This window comes from Deinococcus proteolyticus MRP (assembly GCF_000190555.1).
Taxonomy (GTDB): domain Bacteria; phylum Deinococcota; class Deinococci; order Deinococcales; family Deinococcaceae; genus Deinococcus; species Deinococcus proteolyticus.
The window spans coordinates 1,148,398-1,173,778 of the sequence record NC_015161.1; the positions used below are offsets into that span (position 1 = coordinate 1,148,398).

General features: G+C 66.9%; 20 protein-coding genes. 9 read left to right on the forward strand and 11 right to left on the reverse strand.

Annotated features, from left to right (window positions below; all coding sequences use genetic code 11):
• Nucleotides 1-39: 39 nt before the first annotated feature.
• The 3 genes from radA to DEIPR_RS05545 form a co-directional block, all read right to left on the reverse strand.
• Nucleotides 40-1,392: a DNA repair protein RadA gene (radA, locus tag DEIPR_RS05535; protein WP_013614852.1), complete on the reverse strand. Its 1,353-nt coding sequence runs from the start codon at nucleotides 1,390-1,392 to the stop codon at nucleotides 40-42.
• The gene (locus tag DEIPR_RS05540) at nucleotides 1,392-1,691 is read right to left on the reverse strand and encodes a DUF2087 domain-containing protein (protein WP_013614853.1); all 300 of its coding nucleotides are present in this window, start codon (nucleotides 1,689-1,691) and stop codon (nucleotides 1,392-1,394) included. Before DEIPR_RS05540 ends, radA begins: the two co-directional genes overlap by 1 nt.
• 68 nt (nucleotides 1,692-1,759) lie before the next feature.
• Complete coding sequence (locus DEIPR_RS05545; RefSeq protein ID WP_245532677.1) at nucleotides 1,760-1,996, reverse strand: MliC family protein; 237 nt, start codon at nucleotides 1,994-1,996, stop codon at nucleotides 1,760-1,762.
• A 255-nt stretch (nucleotides 1,997-2,251) separates the two neighbouring features.
• Between DEIPR_RS05545 and proC the strand changes: the two genes are divergently transcribed.
• The gene (gene proC, locus DEIPR_RS05550; protein ID WP_013614855.1) at nucleotides 2,252-3,064 is read left to right on the forward strand and encodes a pyrroline-5-carboxylate reductase; all 813 of its coding nucleotides are present in this window, start codon (nucleotides 2,252-2,254) and stop codon (nucleotides 3,062-3,064) included.
• 61 nt (nucleotides 3,065-3,125) lie between these two features.
• Here proC and DEIPR_RS05555 read toward each other — a convergent pair whose 3' ends face one another.
• Both DEIPR_RS05555 and DEIPR_RS05560 read right to left on the reverse strand, forming a co-directional pair.
• Nucleotides 3,126-5,384 (reverse strand): ATP-dependent Clp protease ATP-binding subunit, encoded by a 2,259-nt coding sequence (locus DEIPR_RS05555; protein ID WP_013614856.1) that lies wholly within the window; start codon nucleotides 5,382-5,384, stop codon nucleotides 3,126-3,128.
• A 533-nt stretch (nucleotides 5,385-5,917) separates the two neighbouring features.
• Nucleotides 5,918-6,694: a fumarylacetoacetate hydrolase family protein gene (locus DEIPR_RS05560; RefSeq protein WP_013614857.1), complete on the reverse strand. Its 777-nt coding sequence runs from the start codon at nucleotides 6,692-6,694 to the stop codon at nucleotides 5,918-5,920.
• Nucleotides 6,695-6,913: 219 nt separating this feature from the next.
• Here DEIPR_RS05560 and DEIPR_RS05565 point away from each other — a divergent pair, with 219 nt between their 5' ends.
• The 5 genes from DEIPR_RS05565 to DEIPR_RS05585 all read left to right on the forward strand — a co-directional run bounded on the left by DEIPR_RS05565 (nucleotide 6,914) and on the right by DEIPR_RS05585 (nucleotide 11,143).
• A complete protein-coding gene (locus DEIPR_RS05565) occupies nucleotides 6,914-8,377 on the forward strand; it encodes a class-III pyridoxal-phosphate-dependent aminotransferase (protein WP_013614858.1) in 1,464 nt (487 codons plus the stop codon).
• A gap of 10 nt (nucleotides 8,378-8,387) precedes the next feature.
• Nucleotides 8,388-8,891 (forward strand): hypothetical protein, encoded by a 504-nt coding sequence (locus tag DEIPR_RS05570; RefSeq protein ID WP_013614859.1) that lies wholly within the window; start codon nucleotides 8,388-8,390, stop codon nucleotides 8,889-8,891.
• Between the two features lie 22 nt (nucleotides 8,892-8,913).
• Nucleotides 8,914-9,777: a formyltetrahydrofolate deformylase gene (purU, locus tag DEIPR_RS05575; protein ID WP_013614860.1), complete on the forward strand. Its 864-nt coding sequence runs from the start codon at nucleotides 8,914-8,916 to the stop codon at nucleotides 9,775-9,777.
• A gap of 182 nt (nucleotides 9,778-9,959) precedes the next feature.
• Nucleotides 9,960-10,130: a hypothetical protein gene (locus tag DEIPR_RS14165; protein WP_169310675.1), complete on the forward strand. Its 171-nt coding sequence runs from the start codon at nucleotides 9,960-9,962 to the stop codon at nucleotides 10,128-10,130.
• Between the two features lie 296 nt (nucleotides 10,131-10,426).
• Nucleotides 10,427-11,143, forward strand: coding sequence for a Nif3-like dinuclear metal center hexameric protein (locus tag DEIPR_RS05585; protein ID WP_041221965.1), 717 nt, complete (start codon nucleotides 10,427-10,429; stop codon nucleotides 11,141-11,143).
• Between the two features lie 14 nt (nucleotides 11,144-11,157).
• Here DEIPR_RS05585 and recQ read toward each other — a convergent pair whose 3' ends face one another.
• The gene (gene recQ / locus DEIPR_RS05590) at nucleotides 11,158-13,002 is read right to left on the reverse strand and encodes a DNA helicase RecQ (protein WP_013614863.1); all 1,845 of its coding nucleotides are present in this window, start codon (nucleotides 13,000-13,002) and stop codon (nucleotides 11,158-11,160) included.
• Between the two features lie 64 nt (nucleotides 13,003-13,066).
• Nucleotides 13,067-14,041, reverse strand: coding sequence for a sugar-binding transcriptional regulator (locus tag DEIPR_RS05595; RefSeq protein WP_013614864.1), 975 nt, complete (start codon nucleotides 14,039-14,041; stop codon nucleotides 13,067-13,069).
• 250 nt (nucleotides 14,042-14,291) lie between these two features.
• On the opposite strand from DEIPR_RS05595, the gene DEIPR_RS05600 reads away from it, so the two are divergent.
• The 3 genes from DEIPR_RS05600 to DEIPR_RS05610 all read left to right on the forward strand — a co-directional run bounded on the left by DEIPR_RS05600 (nucleotide 14,292) and on the right by DEIPR_RS05610 (nucleotide 18,468).
• On the forward strand, nucleotides 14,292-15,119 hold the full coding sequence (locus tag DEIPR_RS05600; RefSeq protein WP_013614865.1) for an MIP/aquaporin family protein: 828 nt from the start codon (nucleotides 14,292-14,294) through the stop codon (nucleotides 15,117-15,119).
• Between the two features lie 83 nt (nucleotides 15,120-15,202).
• Entirely contained in the window at nucleotides 15,203-16,711 is a 1,509-nt protein-coding gene (gene glpK / locus DEIPR_RS05605; RefSeq protein ID WP_013614866.1) for a glycerol kinase GlpK, read from the forward strand.
• A 188-nt stretch (nucleotides 16,712-16,899) separates the two neighbouring features.
• A complete protein-coding gene (locus DEIPR_RS05610; RefSeq protein WP_013614867.1) occupies nucleotides 16,900-18,468 on the forward strand; it encodes a glycerol-3-phosphate dehydrogenase/oxidase in 1,569 nt (522 codons plus the stop codon).
• 101 nt (nucleotides 18,469-18,569) lie between these two features.
• Here DEIPR_RS05610 and DEIPR_RS05615 read toward each other — a convergent pair whose 3' ends face one another.
• The 4 genes from DEIPR_RS05615 to DEIPR_RS05630 form a co-directional block, all read right to left on the reverse strand.
• Entirely contained in the window at nucleotides 18,570-19,241 is a 672-nt protein-coding gene (locus tag DEIPR_RS05615) for a hypothetical protein (protein WP_013614868.1), read from the reverse strand.
• Nucleotides 19,242-19,395: 154 nt separating this feature from the next.
• Complete coding sequence (gene icmF, locus DEIPR_RS05620; RefSeq protein WP_013614869.1) at nucleotides 19,396-22,635, reverse strand: fused isobutyryl-CoA mutase/GTPase IcmF; 3,240 nt, start codon at nucleotides 22,633-22,635, stop codon at nucleotides 19,396-19,398.
• Nucleotides 22,636-22,961: 326 nt separating this feature from the next.
• Nucleotides 22,962-24,536 carry a lysine--tRNA ligase gene (gene lysS, locus DEIPR_RS05625; RefSeq protein WP_013614870.1) on the reverse strand — a complete coding sequence of 525 codons (1,575 nt, stop codon included), beginning with the start codon at nucleotides 24,534-24,536 and terminating at the stop codon, nucleotides 22,962-22,964.
• A 101-nt stretch (nucleotides 24,537-24,637) separates the two neighbouring features.
• Nucleotides 24,638-25,135, reverse strand: a complete 498-nt coding sequence (locus DEIPR_RS05630) for a GreA/GreB family elongation factor (RefSeq protein WP_013614871.1) — start codon at nucleotides 25,133-25,135, stop codon at nucleotides 24,638-24,640.
• Nucleotides 25,136-25,381: the final 246 nt, after the last annotated feature.

Consider the following 25,381-nt stretch of genomic DNA (forward strand, 5'->3'; position numbering starts at 1 on the left):
GTCCCTGCCCTTTGCCCCACTATCTTTTTGCCGCTTGCTTCAGGCCGGCGCCGACTTTTTCCAGGCGGCGGCCACGGCTTCTTCCACACTGCGGATGCCGGTCACCCCGTCCAGACCAGGCGGCACAATCAGGCGCTTGTAGCCGGCCCGCTGGGCTTCCTCGGCGCGGCGCAGGCTGGCGGTGGTAGAACGCACCTCACCCGCCAGGCCCACCTCACCGAACACAGCCACATTCTCGGCCAGCGGACGGCCCACCACCGCGGAATACACCGCCAGAGCTGCCGCCAAATCCAGGCCAGGGTCCGCCACCTTGAGGCCGCCCGCCAGGTTCACGTAGATGTCCAGCCCGCCCAGGGTCAGGTCCAGCCGGCGCTCCAGCACCGCCAGCACCACGTCCACCCGGCGGGGGTCCAGGCCCACCACCACGCGGCGTGGGTTGGGAAAGGGGGTCTTGGCGGCCAGTGCCTGCACTTCCAGCAGCATAGGCCGCTGCCCGTCTATGGTGGCCGCCACCACGCTGCCCGGCACCCCCACAGGCCGCTCGGCCAGGAAAGCGGCACTGGGATTTTCTACCGCTATCAGGCCCTCGCCGCGCATCTCGAATACACCCAATTCACCCGCTTGCCCGAAGCGGTTTTTCACGCTCCGCAGCAGCCGAAATGCCCCCACCGATTCCAGAAACACGGTGGTATCCACGATGTGCTCAATCACTTTGGGGCCAGCTACCGTGCCTTCTTTGGTCACATGGCCCACCAGCACGGTGGCGGTGCCCGTTTCCTTGGCGGCGCGGGTCAGCACGGCGGTGCCCTCACGCACCTGGGCGATGCCGCCGCTCACGCCTTCGCCCTCGGCAGTCACGGTCTGGATGGAGTCCACGATACACAGCGCGGGCTTGTGTTCTTCCATCAGTGCGGCCACATGCTCGGCGCGGGTGTCGCGGGTGAGCTGGATGTCACCCTGCACGCCCAGTCGGTCGGCCCGCAGGCGAATCTGCTCCAGCGATTCCTCGCCCGCCACGTACAGCACGCTGCCGCCGCGCCGCGTAATCTGGTCGGCCACTTGCAGCAGCAGCGTGGATTTGCCGATGCCTGGCTCACCGCCAATCAGGGTCACGCCGCCCGCCACCAGACCGCCACCCAGCACGCGGTCCAGCTCAGGAATCCCGCTGGAAGTGCGCGGCTCCTCGCGGGGGCTGACGCTGCTGAGCGGCGTCACCTTGCCGCCCTTGATGCCGCCATACGCCCCGCCCAGGCTGGAGCGCCCACCCGACGCGGGCTTTGGCTCCTGCTCCTCGAACGAGTTCCAGGCCTGGCAGTTGGGACAGCGGCCCAGCGGCTTGGCCGACACGTAGCCGCAACTGTTGCAGACGTACTGCGTCTTGCTGCGGGCCATCACTCTTCCCGCGTGGGCGTGTTGGCTCCGGTCGGGCGGCTGTCGGCCCGCCAGTAGCCGCGCTCGTCCGAGGTGAGGTAATCGCCCTCGGTCAGCTCGGTGAGCAGCGTGGCTTCCAGGCTCTCGTCGGCGTGGTCGCGCAGCATGGTGCTCACTTCCCCAGGCGAGTAGATGCGGCCCGACTCGAACAGCCCGGTCAGGTGGTCCAGAATCGCCATCTGGTGCTGCGTGCGCTTGTCAGAGGGCCAGGCGGTGATGCGCCCGTAGTCGTCGGTAAATCCATCGAAGCTCTTGAACATCCGCCCATGTTAGCGGCTCGGTCACGAAGCGACAGCGAGCTTCCTTCCTGCCCGCGGCCCAGCGCCTTTCAAGACCGCAACTTGCAGTCTTGCAGCAGCGGCGTGGTTTCACCCGTCTGCGGATCGTAGCGGCTGAGGCTGCCCGCGCCCTGGTGCTCCCACCACTCCAGCCCCGATGCGGTATCCAGCCCGGCCAGACCCACATAACGGCTGCCGCTGCCGCTGACCGCCGGCGCCAGGCCGTAGGTCTGCCCTTCGTAGCGCAGCACCACAAAAGTCAGCTCATGGGCCTGGACGTAACGCACCAGGACACGGCCGCCCTGACACTGCATCCCAGTGAAAGCGGGCTGGACAGCAACCGGCGGCACTCCACCCCCCCGGCCAGGGCAGTGCCCCCCAGGAGAGAAGGGCTGCCCAGCAGGGCAGCGGCCATCAGCGAGCGACCAAGTCGGGTAAACATGGAAGGCAGTCTAGCGCCTCAGTTTCTGGTTCGCAGCAGCTTTCCCTGCGCCCATCTGCCTGTCTGCCTCCGCTGCGCCGGTCTGCCTATACTGCCCCCCATGAAACTGGCGATGATCGGCACCGGAAAACTGGGCAGCGCCCTGCTGGCGGGCATGCTTTCGCGGGGCGTACTGGCCCCGGAGGACATGGGCCTGCTGAGCCGCGACCCACAGAAGACCGGCCGGGCAGCGGAGCGTTTCGGGGCACCTGTCATCGGGCGCGGGGACCTGGCCACCGCCGAGTACATCCTGCTGTGCGTGCAGCCGGGAGCGTTTCAGGAAGTGGCGGCGTGGGCGGGCGGCCATCCGGCGGGGTACATCAGCACGCTGGCGGGCGTGACCACCGGAGCCCTGCGCCAGCGCCTGGGCAGCGGGCGGGTGGTGCGGGCCATGCCCAGCCTGGCTGCCACCATCGGCCGCTCGCAGACCGCACTGACCGCCACGCCCGGGGCCGAAGCGGCCGGCGACCTGGCCTTCGCGCGGGGGCTGTTCGGCGCGGTGGGCGACACCTACGACATCCCCGAAGCGCTGTTTGACACCTTTACCGGCATGAGCGCTTCGGGCCTGGCCTACACGGCCGTCTTTGCCGAGGCGCTGGCCGACGGCGGGGTGCGGATGGGCCTGCCCCGGCCCCTCGCCAACGAACTGGCCCAGAAGCTGCTGGTGTCCAGCGGCGAACTGCTGGCCGAGCGGCCCCACCCGGCCCTGCTCAAAGACGAGGTGTGCAGCCCCGGCGGCACCACCATCGCGGGCATCCGGGCGCTGGAACGCTCCGGCTTCCGCGCCAGCGTGATGGACGCCGTGGAAGCCGCCACCCGGCGCGGGCACGAGCTGGGGCGCGGGGAGCCGGAAACGGAAACGGGCGACAGTTAGGCGGCAGGCCCGCCCCCAGGGTGGGAAGCAGGCCTGCGCGTTGCCGCTCCGGTTCAGGCTCTCAGGCTAGAATCTGAGTCTTGTCCTTCACCCGCTTGTCGCGGCGGAACTCCAGGCCGTCTCCCCCCTCGCCCAGCACCACCCGCCAGCCGTCGGAACCGGGAGCGGCGGCCATCAGCTCCAGCGCCAGCGGGTCTTCCAGCTCTTCACGCAGCAGGGTCCGCAGCTGCCGGCTGCTGCCCAGCGCGTGCTTGTGGCTGCGGGCTTTCAGCTTGCCCACCAGCCAGGGGGCCACTTCGGGGGCAAAGCTCACGGCGATGTCACGGCTCTCCAGCTCCTCGGCTATTTCGGCCAGCAGCTGCCCGGCCACCCGCTCCAGTTCGGCTTCGCCCAGCGGACGGAACTTGATGACGTCGTCCAGGCGGTCCAGAAATTCTGGGGTAAAGATGTGGCGCAGCGGGGCATTCGAGTCGGCCTGCACGGGGCTGAAGCCCACCGTGGGGTTGATGTTGAAGCCCGTGTTGCTGGTCATGATGACGATGGTGCGGCGGAAATCCACCGTGCGGCCCTGCCCGTCGGTGAGGCGGCCGTCCTCGAACACCTGCAAAAAGGCGTTGTACACGTCGGGGTGGGCTTTTTCGATTTCGTCCAGCAGAATCACGCTAAAGGGCTGGCGGCGCACCGCTTCGGTGAGGCGGCCCCCCTGCTCATGGCCCACGTAGCCGGGAGGCGACCCGATCAGCTTGCTCACGCTGTGCGGTTCCTGATACTCGCTCATGTCGAGCCGAATCAGCGAACGCTCCGAGCCGAAGAGGGTGCGGGCCAGCGCTTTGGCAAGGTGGGTCTTGCCCACACCGCTCGGCCCAGCAAAGAGGAAGCTGGCCGACACGCGGTTGCGCCCGCCCAGGCCCAGGCGGGCGCGGCGCAGCGCCGAAGCCAGCGCCCGCACGGCGTCGGGCTGCCCGTAGACCTGCTCGCCCAGCACGTCTTCCAGGTTCACCAGGTCGGCGGCGCGGTCGTCCGAGTACACGCCGCCCATGCTGTTCAGCACGCTTTCCAGGTCTTCACGCGTGACGAAAGGCCGCCCGTCCTCATCCAGCGCCACCGGCAAGTCCAGGCTGAGATTCAGGTTCACGCGGCTGGCAGCCTCGTCCAGCAGGTCGATGGCCTTGTCGGGGAAATTGCGTCCCGGCAGACTGCGTTCGCCCATGCGGATAGACAGCTCCAGCACAGCGTCGGGCAGGCGCACGCCGTGGTGGTCCTCATAGGCGGGGCGAATCCCACGCAGAATTTCCAGCGTCTCGGTGGGACCAGGCTCCAGCACGATGACCGGCTGAAAACGCCGCTCCAGCGCCGCGTCTTTTTCGATGTAGCGGTGATACTCGCCCGTCGTGGTGGCCCCAATCACCTGAATCTCACCGCGCGACAGGGCCGGTTTCATGATGTTGGCGGCGTCCAGCGTGCCTTCGGAGCCGCCCGCGCCGACCAGGGTGTGCATCTCGTCAATAAAGGCGACCACGCCGCTGGCCCGCAGCTCCTCGATGATTTGGCGCAGCCGTTCCTCGAACTCGCCCCGGTACTTGGTGCCCGCCACCACGCCGCTGAGGTCCAGGCTCACCACCCGCTTGTCCTTCAGCGCGGGCGGCACCTTGCTTTCCGCAATCGCCAGCGCGAGCCCTTCCACGATGGCGGTCTTGCCCACGCCGGGGTCGCCAATCAGGACCGGGTTGTTCTTGGTGCGGCGGGTGAGAATCTGCGTCACGCGGCGGATTTCGTCGCCCCGCCCGATGACGGGGTCCAGCCGGCCGTCCCGCGCCATGCGGGTCAGGTCGCGGCCGAACTCGTCCAGCATGGGCGTAGGCAGACTGGCGGGGTCGGGCTTTTTCTTTTCGCCCTGTTCCAGAATCCGCCAGCGGATGGTGTCGGGGTCACGGCTGATTTCCTGCAGGATGCGGTAGGCCACCCCGTCGCCCTCGCGGAGAATCCCCAGCAGCAGGTGCTCGGTGGACGTGACCGCCGCGCCCAGTCCACGCGCCTCGGCGGTCGCCAGTTCCATCACGCGCCGGGCACGGGGGGTAATGGCGGGGGCGTCGTTCAGGCGCGAGCCCTCACCGCGCCCGATAATTTCCTCCACGCGCTCACGCAGCGACTCCAGGGTCACGCCGAACTCACTCAGCACCGTGTAGGCGCTGCCGCCCTCGCGCATCAGGCCCAGCAGCAGGTGTTCGGGGCCGACCATCGCGTGCCCCAGGCGGTTGCCTTCCTCGCGGGCGTAGTGAAACACCAGCCGGGCGCGGTCATCGTAACGGTTGTGGGTCATCGGATTCCTTTCCGGCCAGTCCTGGCAGCGCACGCGCCAGCAACTTGCAGTGACATTCCTCAGTGTACCGGGCAGCCGGCGGGGGCGGCTGTTCGGCCGGCACGTTTTCAGCAGGCACACTTTCGGCCGGCATACTTTCGGCCGGCAGGTTCAGAGGGGTACAGTTCCCACGCTCGGCCCTGGCCCGGGCGGCTGTAAGTCTCCACGCCTCTTTGCCTGGAGAGCTACTTCCACCTCCCTAAGCAGGCGGTGCGGTCAGCCGGAGCTATTCGAGGAACTGGACCTGCGGCCGGAGTCTGGCTATGCAGGAGCAGAGAGGACCAGCGCAGCGGGCCAGCGGTGCCCCGACCCAGTGCCAGGGCACAGCGTTCTCCGCCAGACCGGGTTCTGCGCTGGGCCGGGTTCTGCGCTGGGCCGGGTTGTAAGCTGCGCCCGGTGATGTCAGCCGCGCGCCGGTCCTCCGCGCTGCTTGGGCTGCCATCCGTACCTCACCCGCAAGAGGCCGGGGGCCAGGGAACCGGACGCCGGAGGGGTCAGACGATCCGGGTCTGCAACGTGCCTACGCCTTCCACCTCAACCTCTACCGTATCGCCGCGCTCCAGCGGGCCGACGCCCTCGGGGGTGCCGGTCAGCACCACGTCGCCGGGTTCCAGCGTCACGTAACGGCTGACATACACCAGCACCTGCACCGGGTCAAAAATCATGTGCGAGGTGCGGCTGTCCTGCTTCACTGCGCCGTTCACGCGGGTCTGAATGTGCAGGTCGGTGGGGGTCAGCTCGGTTTCCAGCCAGGGGCCCAGCGGACAGAAGCGGTCGGCCGCCTTGGCGCGGAACCACTGCAGGTCTTCGCGCTGCTTGTCGCGGGCGGTCAGGTCCAGGCCGCAGGTGTAGCCCAGCACGGCTCCGAGGGCTTCGGGGGCGCTGAGGTTCTTGGCCCGCTGACCGATCACCAGCGCCAGCTCACCTTCAAAGTGAAAGTTCTCGGTCCACTCCGGGTACTCCACCGCGCCGCCGGGTTCCGCCAGGGCGTTGGGGCCTTTCAGGAAAATGCCGGGTTCCAGCGGCAGGTCCGCGCCGCCAGGCCCCGCGTTGCCCATTTCGCGGATGTGGTCGGCATAGTTGCGGCCTACGCAGACGATTTTGCTGGGCTCGGCTGGGGGCAGCAGCGCGGCCGGGTCAAAGGGCACGGTTTCGCCCGCGTCCGTCAGGCCCTCCTCACCCTTCAGGCTGCCGCTCAGCAGGTGAACCGTCTCGCCTTCCAGCCGTCCCCAGCGGGGAGTGCCGGCGTGCCGCAGTCGTATCAGTCGCATGGGAGACAGTATGGCAGGCGGGGGCGGGCGATGGCAGACGGCAAGAAAGAGGACTGCCAGAGCCGCTGCCAGAGCGACTCGCCTTCGCAGGCGCCCGTCACTTTCTGCGGCTGCTCCCCCGCATGCCCCCTCGCAGGCGGACTGTCCGGCGGCCCTTTCACCATTCGCCAACCGGCGACCATCAACCCCTCCCCAGCCCCCAGCGCTACACTCCTTCTCATGACTTCCCTTCCCCCCCTGATTCGCGCCGAGGACGTGCTGAGCGAGAGCTTCAGCGCCCGGCAGGCCCGCGACCTGGACCTGCGCCACGGCAACGAAGAACTGCTCTACGGCCTAAACCTGCTCGGCGTGGCGGGGCCGTTTACCCGCCTCAGCCCCTGGGAACTACAGGACGTGAACGGCGAGCGGCTCATCATGGCGGCCAGCTACGCTGCGACTCCCTTTGGCGAGATGCACCCTGAGCTGACCGACTTCCTGCGCGACTTTATGGAGCAGAACCGAGCCATGACCTTGCCGCAGCAGTCGGTCAGCCCCTGGCGGGCGGCGCTGGGGGCCAATCTGGTGGCGCTGCTGGCCTCGCAACTGCCCAGTCACGCCGACAGCCAGGTCTTTTTCTGCTCGTCGGGCACCGAAGCGGTGGAAGGTGCCCTCAAATTCGCCAAAGCCTACCGCCCGAACGCCAGCTACTTTATTTCGTTCAGCGGCGCGTATCACGGCAAGACCTACGGCAGCCTCAGCCTGACCCCCAACCCCGAGTATCAGGACGTGTTCCGCCCGCTGGTGCCGGGAGCGCTCACCAGCCCTTACGGCAACTTGGAAGCATTGAAAACCCTGCTGCGGCGAGTAGGCCCGAAAAATGTGGCCGCCATCATCGTGGAGCCGATTCAGGGCGAGGGCGGCGTGATTATTCCGCCTGCCGAGTTCCTGCCGGGTATCGGTGAGCTGTGCCGCGAGCACGGCATCGTCTGCATTGCCGATGAAATCCAGACGGGCCTGGGCCGCACCGGGCACTGGTTCGAGTCGGCGGCGCAGGGACTGGACGCCGACATCATCACCCTCGCCAAACCGCTGGGCGGCGGGATCACGGCAGTGGGGGCCACCATCGCCCGCGCTGACATCTACAAGAAAATGCTGGGCGGCCTGAGCAGCAAGCGCCACTCCAACACGTTCGGGGGCGGGGCGCTGAGCATGGCCGTGGGCCTCAAGTCGCTGGAAATGATTGTGGAAGGCAACCTGCCGGAGCGCTCACGACGCTTGGGTGAGCAGGGGCTGGCCCGCCTGAAACGGATTCAGGGCCGCTACCCAGGTCTCTTGCAGGACGTGCGCGGGCAAGGGCTGCTGCTGGCGATGCAGTTTCACCCGATGGTGGCGGGGAGCTTGCCGCTGCCCGGCGCGGTTAAGGAACTCGCCTACGAAGCCACCGCCATCCTCGCCATGCGCGAACTGCACAAAAGCGGCGTGATTGCCAACCTCAGCCTCAGCAGCAAGCGCACCGTGCGCCTCAGCCCCGCGCTGAACATACCCGAGGAGCTGTTCGGTGAGCTGCTGGACCGGGTGGACGACTTTGCAGACCGCAACCCCAGCGCAGGCAAAATCATGACCAACACGCCGCCCGAACTGCTGGCCCGCCTGGGGGCCTTTGCCGCCACCAAGCCCAAGAAGCGCACCCCCAGCGACGGATAAACGGTCCGCCATGCCCGAACTGCCCAAGCGCCCGATTTCGCACAAGCCTGGCGGCTACGTCGGGCTGGGCAACTATTCCAGCCTCGGCACGCTCTGGCGCTACTTGCGCGGGGCCGAGGCCGCGGGCCGCCAGGGGAGCGTGGTGCGCGGCGACACCCCCGACGACTGCCGCCGCCGCATCAGCGGGTACACGGTGGACGGCGCGGGCTTTCTGCTGGATACCGTGCGGCTGGAGCGCGAGCTGGAGCATGGCTTCGAGACGCACCCCGCGCTGCTGGCTCTGCTTTGCGGCAACCCGCTGCCCCTGCGCGAGGAGCTGAACGCCCACTACGCGCTGCACACCGACTTCGTGCTGGCCCTCACCGCTGGCCGCGAACTGATTGTGCGGCCCGAGTTCGTATTCAGGCCCAAAGCAGGCGGGGCAGGCACGCTCCCGCCCACGCTGCGGCTATACGGAAGGCGCATGAGCAAGGATGAATTGGGCGTGCTGCTAGCGAGGGCCTGCGGTCTCTGAGCGGACCTGCTAGATTTTCTGGATGTCTGCTGCAGTTCCCGGCTCTCAACCTTTTATCCTGACTCTCTCGTGCATGGACCGGCCCGGCATCGTCCATGCGGTCAGCGGCGCCATCATGGGCGCTGGGGGCAACATCATCCAGTCGCAGCAATTCGGTGACACCGACACCGGCCTGTTTTTCATGCGGGTAGAAGCCGACCTGCCGGGTGGCGAGGACGCTTTCCGGGAGCAGATGGCCGCGCTGGCGCAGACCTTCGGCATGACCTGGACGCTGGACCGCCAGGGCCGCCCCATCCGCACCGTGATCATGGTGTCCAAAGAAGGCCACTGCCTGTCGGACCTGCTGTTCCGCCAGCGCTCGCGCCACCTGCCACTGGACATTGTGGCCGTGGTGGGCAACCACGCCGACCTGGCCCCACTCGCCGAGTTCTACGGGGTGCCGTTCGTCCACCTGCCGGTCACACCGGACACCAAAGCCCAGGCCGAGGCGGCGCTGCTGGAACTGGTGGAGCGCGAGAACGTGGAGCTGGTGGTGCTGGCCCGCTACATGCAGATTCTGTCGGACACGCTGTGTGGGCGGATGTCCGGGCGCATCATCAACATCCACCACTCGTTCCTGCCGTCGTTCAAGGGGGCGCGGCCCTACGCGCAGGCCTATGCGCGCGGCGTCAAGCTGATGGGCGCCACCGCCCACTACGTCACGGCCGACCTGGACGAAGGCCCGATTATCGAGCAGGACGTGACCCGGATTACCCACGCCGACTCGGTGGCGGCGATGGTGCAGCAGGGTCAGGACGTGGAACGCCGCGTGCTGGCCCAGGCCGTGACCTGGCACGCCGAGCACCGAGTGCTGCTCAACGGGCACCGGACGGTGGTGTTCCGCTAAGTAGGACCTGGGCGCTCAGAGGCGGGCGGGGTTCCGGTGGCAGACACTCCGCCACAAAGCCGGCTCCCCCGTAGCTCGCGCCCGTGCAGCCGCTACCAGCCGGGGGAAACTTTTACCTCCATTTGCGGGCCCGGTACATCCGTCATGACAAACAGCTGAACGGCGACCATTAAAATGTGATAATGAATACATTCAGTTATCTGCTTATTTTTGTTGCTGGTCTTGGAGCTGTAGCAGCCATACAGAATGCCTACAAAGCCGACGATGTGTGGCTCATGCTCGGACATGGCGCTTTTGCACTGCTGTGTCTGTTCCTTGTCGTTCGAGAACTCCGGCAGCTGTTTGGCCGTTAATGAGGAGATGTGCAGCTGCGGAAGGGTACCCTCACTTCTGCACCACTGGTTCGCTATCTTCTCGACGGCCAGGCTGGTACGCCAGCTGCGCTGCCAGTCCGGCGCCTACGTCAGCTCATGCCAGGCCCGGGCTATCCCAAAGTAACCCATTTGCACGTCGCTGACGGTCTCAATGCTGCGGGCTGGGTTTGCGGGTACGCTGGGACATGACCGCAATTTGCCACCTGTGTACTGCCACTGATGTATAGGCGCAAGTGGTCATCTTCCAGCTACTCCACAGGAGCTAGGCTAGCCGGATGGAACCTGCACGCCCACCCACTGCCGCCGAGCTGGCCGCTTGGCTGTGGCGCCGCCTGGATGAACCAACGACACTCAAACACGCTCCACACGGCCCCCAAATGCCGGTCCGGCGGCTGGCGCTGACCCTGGACTGGCGCGATGTCCCGGCCGACGTCGGCACCGATGCCGTTTTTATCCACCGGGACCGGGGGGCGGCGGCACACCTGCCGGAGCTGACACTGCTGGGCTCGCACGACGGGTTCGACCTGCACCTGACCACCGGCCCCAACTCCGCTCTGGCACAGGCACTGGGCTGGCAGGAGGTACAGGAGGTCAGGGACGAGGCGGGCACGCTGCGGGGGCTGAGTGCCATGCCGCCCCAGAGCAGCTTCACGGCGCTGCACTCGCGGCTGGAGGCTGAGTTCGGCCCCGCCGAGTTCGCGTTGGAACCGGCCCAGGCGGAGGCAGGCAGCTCCCCTCCACTGCGAGTCGCCCTGATGAACGCCACCCGCCCCGCACTGGTGCGGCAGGCAGCGGCACAGGGCGTGAACGTGTACCTGACCGGCGATATGCGTCCCTCGGCCCTGAGCAGCCTGGAAGAATGCGGCGTGGGCATTCTGGCGCTGGGGCACCGGCCCACCGAAGAGTGGGGCCTGCGGCAACTGGCCCGCGAACTGCAGGGCGCGTTCACAGGCCTACAGACCGAAGTGCTGGCAGCAGGGGCGCAGCGCTAGGGCGGCAAGTGTCTTTAGGCTGGCTCCCCTACTCCGCCCAGCACCTCCAGCACCGCCTGGCCGTACTGCTCCAACTTCTTGGCGCCCACGCCGCTGACCGTGCCCAGCGTCGCCAGTGAAGAGGGCCGCAGCGCCGCAATGGCCGCCAGTGTCTTGTTGTCGAAGATGATGTAGGCGGGCACCCCCTGCGCCTTGGCTTCCTGCCCGCGCCACTCACGCAGCGCCTCGAAAGCAGGCTGGGCGCTGGGCGGCAGGTCGCTGGGAGCCGCCGCCCTGGCCTTGGAAGCGGTCTTGCGGCGCGGCTGCAACACCTCTTCACGCAGCAGGAACGGCACCTCACCCTTCAGCAGTTCGCGGCTCTTGGGAGTGGCACTCAGGCCGTAATGCTCGCCGGCTTCCAGATAACCCAGGCTGACCATCTGGCGCAGCACCCCGCGCCAGGTGCGCTCGTCGTGCTCGGCGCCCACGCCGAAAGTAGGCAGAGTGTGGTGGCCCCACTGCCGCACCTTGTCGGTGTCGCGGCCCAGCAGCACGTCGGTCAGGTGGGCGGCGCCGTAGCGGTTGCCGGTACGGACAGCGGCACTCAGGGCCATCTGGGCCTCGCGGGTCATCTCACGGACCTGGGGAGGGCTGATGCAGTTGTCGCAGTTGCCGCACGGCCCCTGGTACGCCTCCCCGAAGTAGGCCAGCAGGCTCTCGCGGCGGCAGGCGGTGGTCTCACAGTAGGCCAGCAAGGCGTCCAGCTTGGCTCCCTCGATACGCCGTACCCACTCGGGCGCCGCGCTTCCCGCCAGCATGCGGCGTAGGTTCACCACGTCGCCTAAGCCATACACCATCCAGGCGGTGCTCGGCTCCCCGTCGCGCCCGGCCCGGCCGGTTTCCTGGTAGTAGCCCTCCATGCTTTTGGGCAGGTCCAGGTGCGCCACGAAGCGGACATCCGGCTTGTCTATGCCCATGCCGAAAGCCACGGTGGCGACCACCACCAGCCCTTCTTCGCGCAGAAAACGGGCCTGCGCCTCCTGCCGCTGGGCATGGTCCAGCCCGGCGTGGTAGGCCAGGGCCGGAACACCGCTGTCGCTCAGGAACTGCGCGGTGTCCTCTACCGACTTGCGCGACAGACAGTACACGATGCCGGCGTCCCCGGCATGTTCGGTGCGGATAAACTCCAGCAGCTGCCGCTTGGCGTTGTCCTTTCCGGCGATGCGGTACTGGATGTTGGGCCGGTCGAAGGAGGCCACGAACTGCGGCGCTCCCTCCAGCCCCAGCACGCTCACCATGTCGGCGCGGGTGCGGTCGTCGGCGGTGGCGGTCAGGGCGATGCGCGGCACGCCGGGGAAGCGCTCTGCCAGCACGCCGAGACCCTGATACTCGGGCCGAAAATCGTGGCCCCACTGGCTCACGCAGTGCGCCTCGTCAATGGCGAACAGGGCCACTTCCACGCCGGCCAGCAGCCGCAGCGTGCCTTCCATCAGCAAGCGCTCGGGGGCCACGTACAGCAGGTCCAGTTCGCCTGCACGCAGCGCCGCTTCCACTTCGCGCACCCCCTCGGCACTCAGGCTGGAATTGAGGAACGCCGCCCGGATGCCCAGCTGCCGCAGGGTATCCACCTGGTCCTGCATCAGGGCAATCAGCGGGCTGACCACCACGCCCACGCCGGGCCGCAGCAGCGAAGGCAGCTGGTAGCACAGGCTCTTGCCGCCGCCGGTGGGCATCAGCACCAGGGCGTCGCCGCCGGCCGCCAGTTGCGCCACAATCTCGCCCTGGCGCCAGCGGAAGGAACCGTAGCCCCACAGGTCACGGAGCAGGTCGTAGGCGCGGGCAGGCGGCTGAGCAGGGGCGGCAGGCTGGGGCGCGGTCATGGGGCCAGGATAACGTGGGCAGGCACAGCGAAACGGTCTGCTTTTTCCCGGTTGGGTGTGCCCCTCAGACCTCCGGCTCAGTCACCTGCTCTAGCAGCGCCAGCGCGGTCGGCTCATCCACAATCAGGCGCTTCATCAGCCCGCCGCGCAGGGCCGCATGCAGCGCCGGCACCTTGCCCAGGCCGCTGACCACGCACACCGACTGCGGATGCGCGGCAATCAGCGCCAAGTCTGGTCCACTGGCCCGTGCGTTGATGGGCAGGTCTTCCCAGGACCCGTCGGCCCGGAAAAATACGGTGGCGATGTCGCCCACCACGCCCAGACGCGACAGTTCGGCCTGGTCGGCCCCGTCCAGCGAACCGGCAGCGTACACATGGCTGGGCCGCTCGGCCACTGGGCTGCCCACCGAGTACAGCAGCAGGTCGGCGCGTGCCTGCAGGTCCAGCACCTGCCGCACCGAGCGTTCCCGCCACATCATTTCCTTGGTGTGGGGGTCGTCGAAAAAGGTGGGCACCGGGAACAGGTGGGCCCGCCCACCATAGTTGCGGGCGAAGCGGGTCACGGTGTCGGTCACGAAGCCGCTGACCAATTCCTGAATGTTGGCGCTGCCGTTGAGCTGCACGAAGTCCAGCCCGCCCAACCGCCGGGGAGTCAGCGCGTGTGACACGGCATCCACCGTGTTGCCCCAGGCCAGGCCTACGGTCATGCCGCCCCGCAGCAGGCTATCGAGCAGCGCCGCCGTGGCCTGGGCCACACGCGGGAGCCAATCGTCCTCGGCGCTGCCGGGCGGCACCGGGGTGACCTGCACCTGCACGCCGGGAAAGTGGTCCTGCAACTGTCCGGCCAACGACCGCGGGTGCGCCGCCGGGTCATGAATCCGGATTTCGACCAGCCCGCTTTCACGGGCGTAGCCCAGCAGGCGGCTGACTTTGGGGCGCGACAGGCCCAGCTCGGCAGCGATTTCGCCGGTGGTCAGGCCCTGGTGGTAGTACAGCCGGGCCACCTGAACGGCCAGGGCAGTCTGTGTAGCGGCAGTCATGGACTCCCAGCATAGCCTCTGCTCTGGCGGGAGCGCCGACCTCAGCCCGCCCTCAGCCGCCCGCCACCCTGCCCAGGCACCCGCAGACTTCGCTGCCCTGGGACCTTTGCCCCCCACGGCTTGAACATCTGCTCACAAAGCCTTGACAATTGTTCAAGCCTCCTTCACGATACAGGCACCAAGAAACCAATCCGGACTGGTGGGCTGTGGGCAGAGCGCCGGCAGCCTCCCTGGTCTCAGAGGGAGAACTATGAAATTTACTCTGATGCAGGAGTGTATCGCCGAGTTCCTGGGCACCATGGTCCTGATTCTGTTCGGGGTGGGCGTGGTGGCGATGGTGGTGCTGTTCGCCAACCCCGAGTTGCCCGGCGCCGTGGTCAATGGGGGCTATACCAACATCACCCTGGGCTGGGGCTTTGCCGTACTGATGGGCATTTTCGTATCTGGCACCATCAGCGGAGCCCACCTGAACCCCGCCGTCAGCGTGGGGCTGGCGGCAACGGGACGCTTTCCCTGGGCCAAGGTGCTGCCCTACACGCTGGCGCAGCTGCTGGGCGCCTTCGTGGGTGCGGCCATCGTGTACGCCGTGTACCACGCGCAGTGGGCCGTGGCTGACCCGACCTTGTCCAGCACGGCGGGCGTCTTTGCCACCTTCCCGGCCCATCCCGGCTTCTGGCCCGGCTTCGTGGACCAGGTGGTGGGCACCGCCCTGCTGATGGGCCTGATTCTGGCCATTGGAGACAAGCTGAACAACAAAGAGGGCGGCGCCTGGGGCCCGCTGGCCGTGGCGATGGTCGTGATGGCGATTGGCATGAGCTTCGGGGCCATGAACGGCTACGCCATCAACCCCGCCCGCGACCTGGGCCCGCGCCTGTTCACTGCCGTGGCCGGCTTTCAGAACAACGGTTTCGGGGACCTGACCGTGTGGACCATTCCCATCCTGGGCCCGCTGGTGGGCAGCGTGCTGGGCGCCCTTATCTATGACTGGGGCATCGGCCGTCCGCTGGCCCAGGCCAACCTGGCGAACACCAGCGTGCAGCAGGGCGCCGACCCCAGCCCCAACGCCGGGCCGCAGTAAAGGCATGCGGGAAGAAAAGCCGCCACGCCGCTGCCTGCTCCCCCAACCCTCACCCCAGCCGAAGGAAAGGAAAGACCCACGACATGACCAACCAGAACAAATACATCCTGGCACTTGACCAGGGCACCACATCCAGCCGCGCCATCGTCTTTAACCGCCAGGGCCACATCATGGCCGTAGCGCAGCGCGAATTCGAGCAGCACTTTCCCCAGTCCGGCTGGGTAGAACACGACGCCGAGGAAATCTGGAGTACCCAAAGCGGTGTGGCGCAGGAGGCGATCACCCGCGCTGGCCTGCGCGCCAGCAACATCGCCGCCATCGGCATCACCAACCAGCGCGAGACCACCTTGGTCTGGGACCGGGGCACCGGCCAGCCTATCCACAATGCCATTGTGTGGCAGGACCGCCGCACCGCCGAGCTGTGCGACCGCCTCCGCGCCGAGGGCAAAGACGAGCTGATTCGCGAGAAAACCGGCCTGCTGCTGGACGCTTACTTCAGCGGCACCAAAGTGAAGTGGATTCTGGACCATGTGCCCGGTGCCCGCCAGGCGGCCGAGGCAGGCGAGCTGGCTTTCGGCACGGTGGATTCCTGGCTGGTCTATAACCTGACCGGGGGCCAGCTGCACATCACCGACGCGTCCAACGCCAGCCGCACGCTGCTGTACAACATCCACACTGGCGACTGGGACGACGAACTGCTGGCACTGCTGGATGTGCCGCGCTCCATGCTGCCTGAGGTCCGGAGTTCCAGCGAGGTGTACGGCGAAACCGCCGAGGGGCTGTTTGGCAGCCGCATTCCGATTGCAGGTATCGCCGGCGACCAGCAGGCGGCCACCTTCGGTCAGGCCTGCTTGGAACGCGGCATGGCGAAAAACACCTACGGCACCGGCTGTTTCATGCTGATGAATACCGAACAGGAAGCCGTGCCCAGCCAGAACCAGCTGCTGACCACCGTGGGCTGGCAGCTTGGCGGCGAACGCACCTACGCGCTGGAAGGCAGCGTGTTTATCGGCGGGGCGGTGGTGCAGTGGCTGCGCGACGGCCTGGGCATCATCCGTTCCAGCGAGGAAGTGGAGCGGCTGGCTGCCCGCGTGCCGGACACCGGCGGCGCGTATCTGGTGCCTGCTTTTACCGGCCTGGGTGCCCCCTACTGGGACCCCTACGCCCGCGGCACCCTGGTGGGCCTGACCCGCAGCACCAGCGCGGCGCACATTGCCCGCGCCGCGCTGGAAGCGGTGGCGTTCCAGTCGGCCGAGCTGCTGCAGGCCATGCAGAGCGACTCGGGGCTGGAACTCAAAGAGCTGCGCGTGGACGGTGGAGCCAGCCGCAACAACCTGATGATGCAGTTCCAGGCCGACCTGCTAGGCGTGCCGGTGGTGCGGCCCAAAGTCACCGAGACGACCGCGCTGGGCGCCGCTTACCTGGCCGGTCTGGCGGTGCACTACTGGGACAGCACCGACGCCATCGAGCAGGGTTGGGCCGTGGACCAGACCTTTGAACCGCAGATGTCCGCCGATGAGCGTGACAGCCGCATGGCCGAGTGGCGCCGCGCCGTGGAGCGCAGCCGCGGCTGGATTCAGACGGAAGGCTAAGGCCTGCTTGCGCCCCCGCCGGGGCAGAGGGGAAGCGGGGCTGAACGCGTTCGGCCGCGCTTCCCTTTTTTCGCTCCTCCCACAACCAGCTCCCTTACGATCAGGTTTGAAATTATGTTCAGCTTATGCGAACATTTGTTCAAGACCATCCATGACCCTTCTCTCCCCTTCCGAAAGGACATCCCGACATGACCCAGCACACTTCTGACCCCCGCACCGCCCAGCTGCAGGCCGCAACCCAGAGCCGCGAGTGGGACTTTATCGTGGTGGGCGGCGGCGCTTCGGGCCTGGGCACGGCCGTGGAAGCCGCCACCCGAGGCTACTCGGTGCTGCTGCTAGAAGGCCACGACTACGCCAAAGGCACGTCCAGCCGCTCTACCAAGCTGGTCCACGGCGGCGTGCGCTACCTGGCCCAGGGCAACGTGAGCCTGGTGCGCGAGGCCCTGCACGAGCGCGGGCTGCTGCGCAAAAATGCCCCGCACCTGGTCCACGACCTGGAATTCGTGGTGCCCGGCTACACCTGGTGGTCGGCGCCCTTTTACGGCATCGGGTTGAAGATGTACGACCTGCTGGCCGGCAAACTGAACCTGGGCAGCTCGCGCTATCTGGACAAGCAAGCAGCGCTGCACCGCATTCCCACCCTGCAAAATGAGGGCCTGACCGGCGGCATCCTGTACTTCGACGGGCAGTTCGACGACGCCCGGCTGGCGATTACGCTGCTGCGCACGCTGGAAGACTTCGGCGGCGTGGCCCTGAACCACGCGCCCGTGACCGGACTGATCAAGGACGGAGGCCAGGTGCGCGGCGTGCGCTTCCGCGACGAGGAAACCGGCCAGGAGCATGCAGCCCGTGCCAGGGTCGTGGTCAACGCCACCGGCGTATGGGTGGACGATGTCCGCAAGATGGAAGACCCCAGCATCAAGCCCATGCTTTCGCCCAGTCAGGGCGTGCATGTGGTGGTGGACCGGAAGTTCCTCCCCGGCAACAGCGCCATCATGATTCCCCGCACCGACGATGGGCGGGTCCTGTTCGCCGTGCCCTGGCACGACCACGTGGTGATTGGCACCACCGACACAGCCGTGCCCGACACGTCCTTTGAGCCGCGCCCGCTGCCCGAGGAAATCGACTTTATCCTGCGGACCGCCGGCCGCTACATGAGTCCAGCCCCCACCCGTGACGACGTGAAAAGCGTATACGTGGGCCTGCGCCCGCTGGTGAAACCTGCCGACGCCAGCGATACCAAAGCCATCAGCCGTGACCACACCGTGGTGATTTCGGACGGCGGCCTGGTCACGCTGACCGGCGGCAAATGGACCACCTACCGCCGCATGGGCGAGGACACCGTGAACAAGGCCGAAAAGGTGGCGGGACTGCCGGGCCGTGTCAGCACCACCCAGGCCCTGCACCTGCACGGCTGGAGCGACGAGGAGCAGCCGGACCACTGGAAGGTGTATGGCACCGACGCGTGGCGCATCCAGGAGCTGCCCGGCGCGGACCAGCCCCTGCACCCGGCCCTGCCCTACACCGAAGCCGAAGTGCGCTGGGCCGCCCGCTTTGAAAGCGCCCGCACCGTGGAAGACGTGCTGGCCCGCCGCCTGCGTGCCCAGCTGCTGGACGCCCGCGCCAGCATGGAAGCCGCTCCCCGCGTGGCCGCGCTGCTGGCCGAGGAACTGGGCCAGGACGAAGCCTGGCAGCGCCAGCAAGTGCAGGAATACCGCGAGGTGACCCAGGGTTACCTGCTCCCCACCCAGAGCTGAGTACCGCCACACCCGCGCACTTCCAAACCCGTAGAGAACGCCCCCACCGCACTTGGCTGGGGGCGTTGCTGATAGCAAATGACGTTTGGTGAGTGACGTTCTTATAGGCCAGCGCACTGGCCGGTGCGGTTGCCCGCGACCTCGTTGTTCTGGCCGCTGACGCCTGCATTGCCCTCGCAGCTGAGGTTGCCGCCCACCTGAGCACCGGATACGTCCACAGGGCCCTGCTGGCCGCTGAATTCCAGGTTGCCGTCCACCGCCGCGCCGGTTACGCGGGCGCTTTGGCCGTCTTTCAGCGACACGCTCCCCTTCACCCGGCCCCCTTCGACCGCCAGGTCGTACACTTCTTCGCCCTGCACGCTGCCGCCCACCTGGGTGGCGGACAGGGTCAGCGCCGAGCCGCGCTGCAACACCACATTGCCGTCCACCTCGCTCTCGAACAGCTGGCAGTTGGCACCGGTGGGCACCACCACGTTGCCCGACACCGACTGGTGTGCCAACCGCGCCGTGCAGGTCAGGTCGCCCTCCACCTGCTCGGTCTTGGGGGCGGGCGGGCGGGCCACTTCAGGCTCGGCCACCGGCTCGGCCGCCACGGCAGTCTCACCGGCGGCCTTCTCGCTGGCCGCAGGCTGCGAGGCGACCGGTTCAGCCCCCGGCGCCACGGGAATCGGCACAGAGGGGACAGCCGAAGCCGTCGGCTCGGGTTCGGACGCGGGCTTGCAGGCCCCCAGGCTCAGCAGGGCAACGAATATCAGGGCGGTCTGTCTCAACATGCCCTGCTAGCCTAAAGCATTTTCAGCGGCCTGACCGAGGAAGAATGGACCGCAAACAGGCCGCTTGTGCCCGGCCCAGACTTCCCGCACCAAGCCGTTCACACTGTTCGGGGGCCGCCCGCCAAAGCCGAAGCGAACGACTCCGCCGTCCATATCACATGTTGCGGCGGTACTGCCCGCCCACCTCGAACAGCGCGTTCGTAATCTGCCCCAGCGAGCAGACCCGCACCGCGTCCATCAGCACAGCGAACACGTTCTCGCCGTCCAGCACGGCCTGTTGCAGCCGTTCCAACATGGCGGGTGCTTCGGCGGCATGCTCGGCCTGGAAGTGCTGCAGCCGCTGCAGCGCCGCTTGCTTCTCCTCTTCGGTGCCGCGTGCCAACTCCAGCTCGGGGGCTTCGGCGGGGTTGGGATTCAGGAAGGTGTTCACCCCGATGATAGGCAGGGTGCCGTCGTGCTTGCGGTGCTCGTACAGCATGGACTCTTCCTGAATCCGCCCGCGCTGGTAGCCGGTTTCCATCGCGCCCAGCACGCCGCCGCGCTCGGAGAGGCGCTCGAACTCGGCCAGCACGGCTTCTTCGACCATGTCGGTGAGCTGTTCGAAGAAGAAACTGCCCTGGTTGGGGTTCTGGTTCTTGGCCGCGCCCCACTCGCGGTTGATGATCAGCTGAATCGCCAGCGCCCGCCGCACGCTCTCGGCGCTGGGGGTGGTAATTGCCTCGTCGTAGGCGTTGGTGTGCAGGCTGTTGGTGTTGTCGTAGATGGCAATCAATGCCTGCAGGGTGGTGCGGATATCGTTGAAGTCCATCTCCTGCGCATGCAGCGACCGGCCCGAGGTCTGCACGTGGTACTTCAGCTTCTGGCTGCGCTCGGCGGCTCCGTACTTTTCCCGCATCGCCACGGCCCAGATACGGCGGGCTACCCGGCCCATCACCGAGTATTCCGGGTCCATGCCGTTGGAAAAGAAGAAACTGAGATTGGGCGCGAAATCGTCAATCTGCATTCCCCGCGCCAGGTAACTTTCCACGTAGGTAAAGCCGTTGGCGAGCGTAAAGGCCAGCTGGGTAATCGGGTTGGCCCCGGCCTCCGCGATGTGATACCCGCTGATGCTGACCGAGTAGAAGTTGCGGACCTCGTTCTGCACGAAGTATTCCTGAATGTCGCCCATCACCTTGAGGCTGAATTCGGTGCTGAAGATACAGGTGTTCTGGCCCTGGTCCTCCTTGAGAATGTCGGCCTGCACGGTCCCGCGCACCTGCCGCAGCGTTTCGGCCCGCAGCTCGGCGCGCTCCTGCTCGGTGGGTTCGCGGCCCTCGCGCTCGGCAAACTTGGCAGCGTCCTTTTCAATCGCCACATTCAGGTACATCGCCAGGATGGTGGGCGCCGGGCCGTTGATGGTCATGCTGACCGAGGTGCTGGGGTCGCTCAGGTCAAAACCGTCAAACAGCACCCGCATGTCGTCCAGCGTGGCGATACTCACGCCGCTGGTGCCCACCTTGCCGTAGATGTCGGGGCGAGGATCAGGGTCCTGGCCGTACAGCGTGACCGAATCGAAGGCCGTACTCAGGCGCTTGGCGGGCATCCCTTCCGAAATCAGCCGGAAGCGCCGGTTGGTGCGGGCCGCGTCGCCCTCGCCCGCGAACATGCGGGTGGGGTCTTCGCCCTCACGCTTGAAGGGGAACACGCCCGCCGTGAAGGGAAAACGGCCTGGCAGGTTTTCCGCACGCAGGAAGCGCAGCAGGTCGCCGTGGTCGCTCAGGCGCGGCAGGGCCACCTTGGGAATGTGCAGCCCGCTGAGGCTGACCGTGGTCAGCTCGGTGCGAATCTCGCGGCCACGCACCTGGGTCACCATCTCGTCGCCGGCGTAGTCGTCCTGGGTCTGCGGCCAAGCCTCCAGCAGCTGGCGGCTTTCCGGACTCAGCTGCCCCTCGCGCTCGGCAATCTGGGCACTCAGGTCCGCGCCGCTCAGCTGCTGGGCATGGCGCAGGTCCTGCACTTCGCGGGCCAGCCCTGCTTGGGCCTCGGTCTCGGCGTGGTAGCCGCGCACCGTCTCGGCAATCTCGGCCAGGTAGCGGGCGCGGCTGGCCGGGACAATCTCATGGGTGCGGGTGCTGGCCTTGCCGTCCGGGCGGGTCAGCTTGCCTTCGGCCCAGCTGTGGCCGCGCTCCGCCAGAGCGTCCTTCACGCCGAAATACAGCGCGGTCACGCCGTCGTCGTTGAACAGGCTGGCCTGGGTGCCGTACACCGGCATATCGGCGGGCATCTTCTCCCAGGCTTCGCGGTTGCGCTGCAGCTGCTTGCCCACGTCCCGCTGGGCATCCTGGGCGCCCCGGCGGTCAAACTTGTTGATGGCGACCAGGTCGGCAAAGTCCAGCATGTCGATTTTTTCCAGCTGGCTGGCCGCGCCGAACTCCGGCGTCATCACGTACAGGCTGAGGTCCACGTGCGGGGTAATGGCCGCGTCCCCCTGCCCGATGCCCGAAGTCTCCACGATAATCAGGTCGAAACCCGCCACCTTACAGGCCGCAATCACGCCCGGCAGCGCCGCGCTGATTTCGCTGCCGGCCTCGCGGGTCGCCAGCGAGCGCATGTACACCTGCGGCGTGTCAATCGCGTTCATGCGGATACGGTCGCCCAGCAGGGCGCCGCCCGACTTGCGCCGCGACGGGTCAATGGAAATGACCGCCACCCGCTTGGAGTCGTGCTGGTCCAGCCGAATACGCGAAATCAGCTCGTCGGTCAGGCTGGACTTGCCCGCGCCCCCGGTCCCGGTGATGCCCAGCACCGGCGTCCCGATACCGGCCGCCTGAGCCTCCAGCCGCGTGCGCTCCTCAGCGGGCAGGGTGCCGTCTTCCAGCGCGGAAATGTAGCGGGCCAGTTCACGGGCGCTTCCCTGCGCCAGCACTTCCAGCGGCGGTGCGGGTGGGCGCGCAGCAGCGGCGGCGCGGCGCATCACGTCCTCGATCATGCCCACCAGTCCCAGCCGCTGGCCGTCCTCAGGCGAATAGATGATGACTCCGGCTTCCTGCAACTCGCGGATTTCGGCCGGCACAATCACGCCCCCGCCCCCACCGAACACCTGAATGTGCCCGGCGCCGCGCTCGTCCAGCAGTTCGCGCATGTACCGGAAATACTCCACATGCCCGCCCTGATAGCTGCTCACCGCAATGCCGTGGGCATCTTCCTGAATGGCCGTGTTCACCACCTCGTCCACACTGCGGTTGTGGGCCAGGTGAATCACTTCGGCACCCTGGCTTTGCAGGATGCGCCGCATGATGTTGATGGAAGCGTCGTGCCCGTCGAACAGGCTGGCGGCGGTTACGAAGCGCAGGCGGCCATGCGCGGGGTGCAGGCCGGTCATGGCGGTGTCGGGCTGACGGTCAAGTGTGGTCATGGCATCTCCTTGTGGCCGGAAGCGGGGTCCGCACCAATTCAGCGCTGCAGCGGCCAGCTTCCGGGAAAACCGAGTTGTGGGTTGCCTCAGAGAATACCGCAGCTGGCAGGTCAAAAACCTGTCCTCTCCCCTGGCCCGGTTATAGCTTGCGGCAGTACAGGGGGCAGCCCGCCCCTTCCCCGCCACACTTGCCACGCCCAGCTGCGCAGAGGCCCGCACATACGGCCAGCGGACTTTCTGGCAGCAGAAGCGTCCTTGTCGGTGCCCCGCTCAGCCCATCAAAAAACCCCTCCAGGCGGAGAGGGCAGCTCGACCATACTCAGCGTTCAGCCCTGCATTTCTTCCTGCGCCTCTGCCTGCGCTGCTGGCCTGCCCGCTTCGGGGCGCAGCAGCGGGAACAGCAGCACGTCGCGGATAGAGTCGGAATCGGTCAGCAGCATGGCGAGGCGGTCCATGCCCATGCCCATGCCAGCGGTGGGCGGCATGCCGTATTCCAGCGCCAGCAGGAAATCTTCGTCCTGCTGGTGGGCCTCGTCGTCGCCAGCCTCGCGGCGGGCCGTCTGCGCCTCGAAGCGGGCGCGCTGGTCCAGGGCATCGTTCAGCTCGGAGTAGATGGGCGCCAGCTCGAAGCCGCCCACGAACAGGTCCGCCCGTTCGCTCAGGCCAGCGCGCTCGCGGTGCCGTTTCACCAGCGGGCTGATGACCAGCGGCATATCCACCAGGAAGGTGGGGCTTTGCAGCTCAGGCTCGATGTACTCGCCGCTCAGCTTGTCCAGCAGCTTGTAGTCGGGCACCTTGCGCATCTCGGGGTGCTTTTCGTCGGCCCAGGCCCGCAGCTTGCCCAGGTCCAGCGGATCAAAATCCAGGCCCGCTTTTTCACGCAGCGCGGTCACGAAGTCCAGGCGCTTAAACGGCAGGCTGAAATCCAGCTCGCGGCCCTGATAGGTGATTTTCTCGCTGCCGCCCGTGACTTCCTTCACCAGGCCGTTCAGCATCCGCTCCACCAGTTCCATCATGTCGTTGTAGTCGCCATAGGCGAAATAGGCTTCCAACATGGTGAATTCGGGGTTGTGGGTACGGTCAATGCCCTCGTTGCGGTAGTTGCGCCCGATTTCGTACACCCGCTCGAAGCCGCCCACCAGCAGCCGCTTGAGGTACAGCTCCAGGCTAATACGCAGGCTGAAATCGTGGCTCAGCGCCTTGTGGTGCGTCTGGAACGGGGTGGCCTCGGTGCCGCCCGGCACGGTTTGCAGGGTGGGGCCTTCCACTTCCATAAAGCCCTGGCTGTCCAGGAAGTTGCGGATGTAGCGGATGGCCTGTGAGCGGGTGCGGAACGCTTCACGGCGCTCGGGATTCACGATGAGGTCAAGGTAGCGGCGGCGGGCACGCAGCTCCTCGTCCTGAAGGCCGCCGAACTTGGTGGGCAGCGGGTGCAGGCTCTTGACCAGTGGTTGCCACTCGGTCACGTGCAGGGTCAGCTGGCCGGTCTTGGTGACGAAGGGATAGCCCTTCACGCCGATGATGTCACCCAGGTCAATCTTCTTGGTGGCGGCGAAACTTTCCAGGTCACTCTTGGAGAAGAACACCTGCAGGCTGCCCCACTCGTCTTGCAGCTCAGCAAAAGCGGCCTTGCCCATGTGTCGCAGCAGGGTGATGCGCCCGGCCAGCGAGTAGCTTTCTTCGGGCCACTCCTGGCCCGGCTCCCACTTGCCGTCCTCAGTCTGGGCAGGATGGGCGGACAGCACATCGCGGCTGTGGTGGGTCTGCGCGTAGGCGTATGGGTGCGCCTCGAAGCCGGCCTCCACCTGGGCGGCGAGGTTGTTCAGGCGGCTGACCGTCTGTTCGTGCAGGTGGCTGTAATCGGGGGTCTGGGGGGCGGACTGCTGGCCTTCGTCTGACATGGTCAGAAGTCTAAAGGATATGGCGGCGGGAAAAAGGCAGAAGGCCCGGAGAGCGCCCTCCCCTACCTTCTGCCTTTCGCATCTTGCCCCCGGCTTGCAGCCTAGTAGCTGACGCTCTTGACTTTGTACTTGACCTGCTTGCCGCCTTCCAGGTTCACCACGAAGGCGTCGCCCTCGCGGCGGCCCATCAGCTCGCGGCCCACCGGGCTGTCGTCGCTGATGCGGGGGGTCTTGTCGCCCCCGCGCACGCTGGCCTCGGCAGCGCTGACCACTTTCACGGTCATTTCCTTTTTGGCGGTTTCGTTGCTCAGCACCACGGTGGCGCCCAGGTTCACGGCGCCGTCGTCTGCACCGCCCTCAATCACGGTGGCGCGGGCCAGGGTGTCTTCCAGCTCCTCGATGCGGGCTTCCACCTGGCGCTTTTCACGCTTGGCGTCTTCCAGGCCGGTATCTTCCGAATCGGTGGAGTTCTCCATCTGCTCCTGCACGATGCGGGTAGCTTCGGTCAGGCGCTCTTGCTCCTGGGCCAGCGCCTTTTCCAGACGCTCGTAGCCTTCTTTGGTCAGCTTGATTTGCTTGGTGGTGTTGGGGTTGGTCACGCGGTTTCTCCTTATGCCCTTTTGCGGCCGGGTCCATTTCGCCTGAAGCAGTGTCGGGCACTGATGAGATGGGGGCCTGGCGGGACTGGGAACAGTTGGTCTCGAAACAGCTCCGGCCTCTGCCGCCCAGCAGAAAAAAGCCGCCTGGCCGGCATCTGAAAGAGCGCGGCGCATGGGGACTGACACTGGGAAGCGGAGGAAGGGCCAGAGGTGGACAAGATGACGTGCATTTTGTCACAGGCCCCG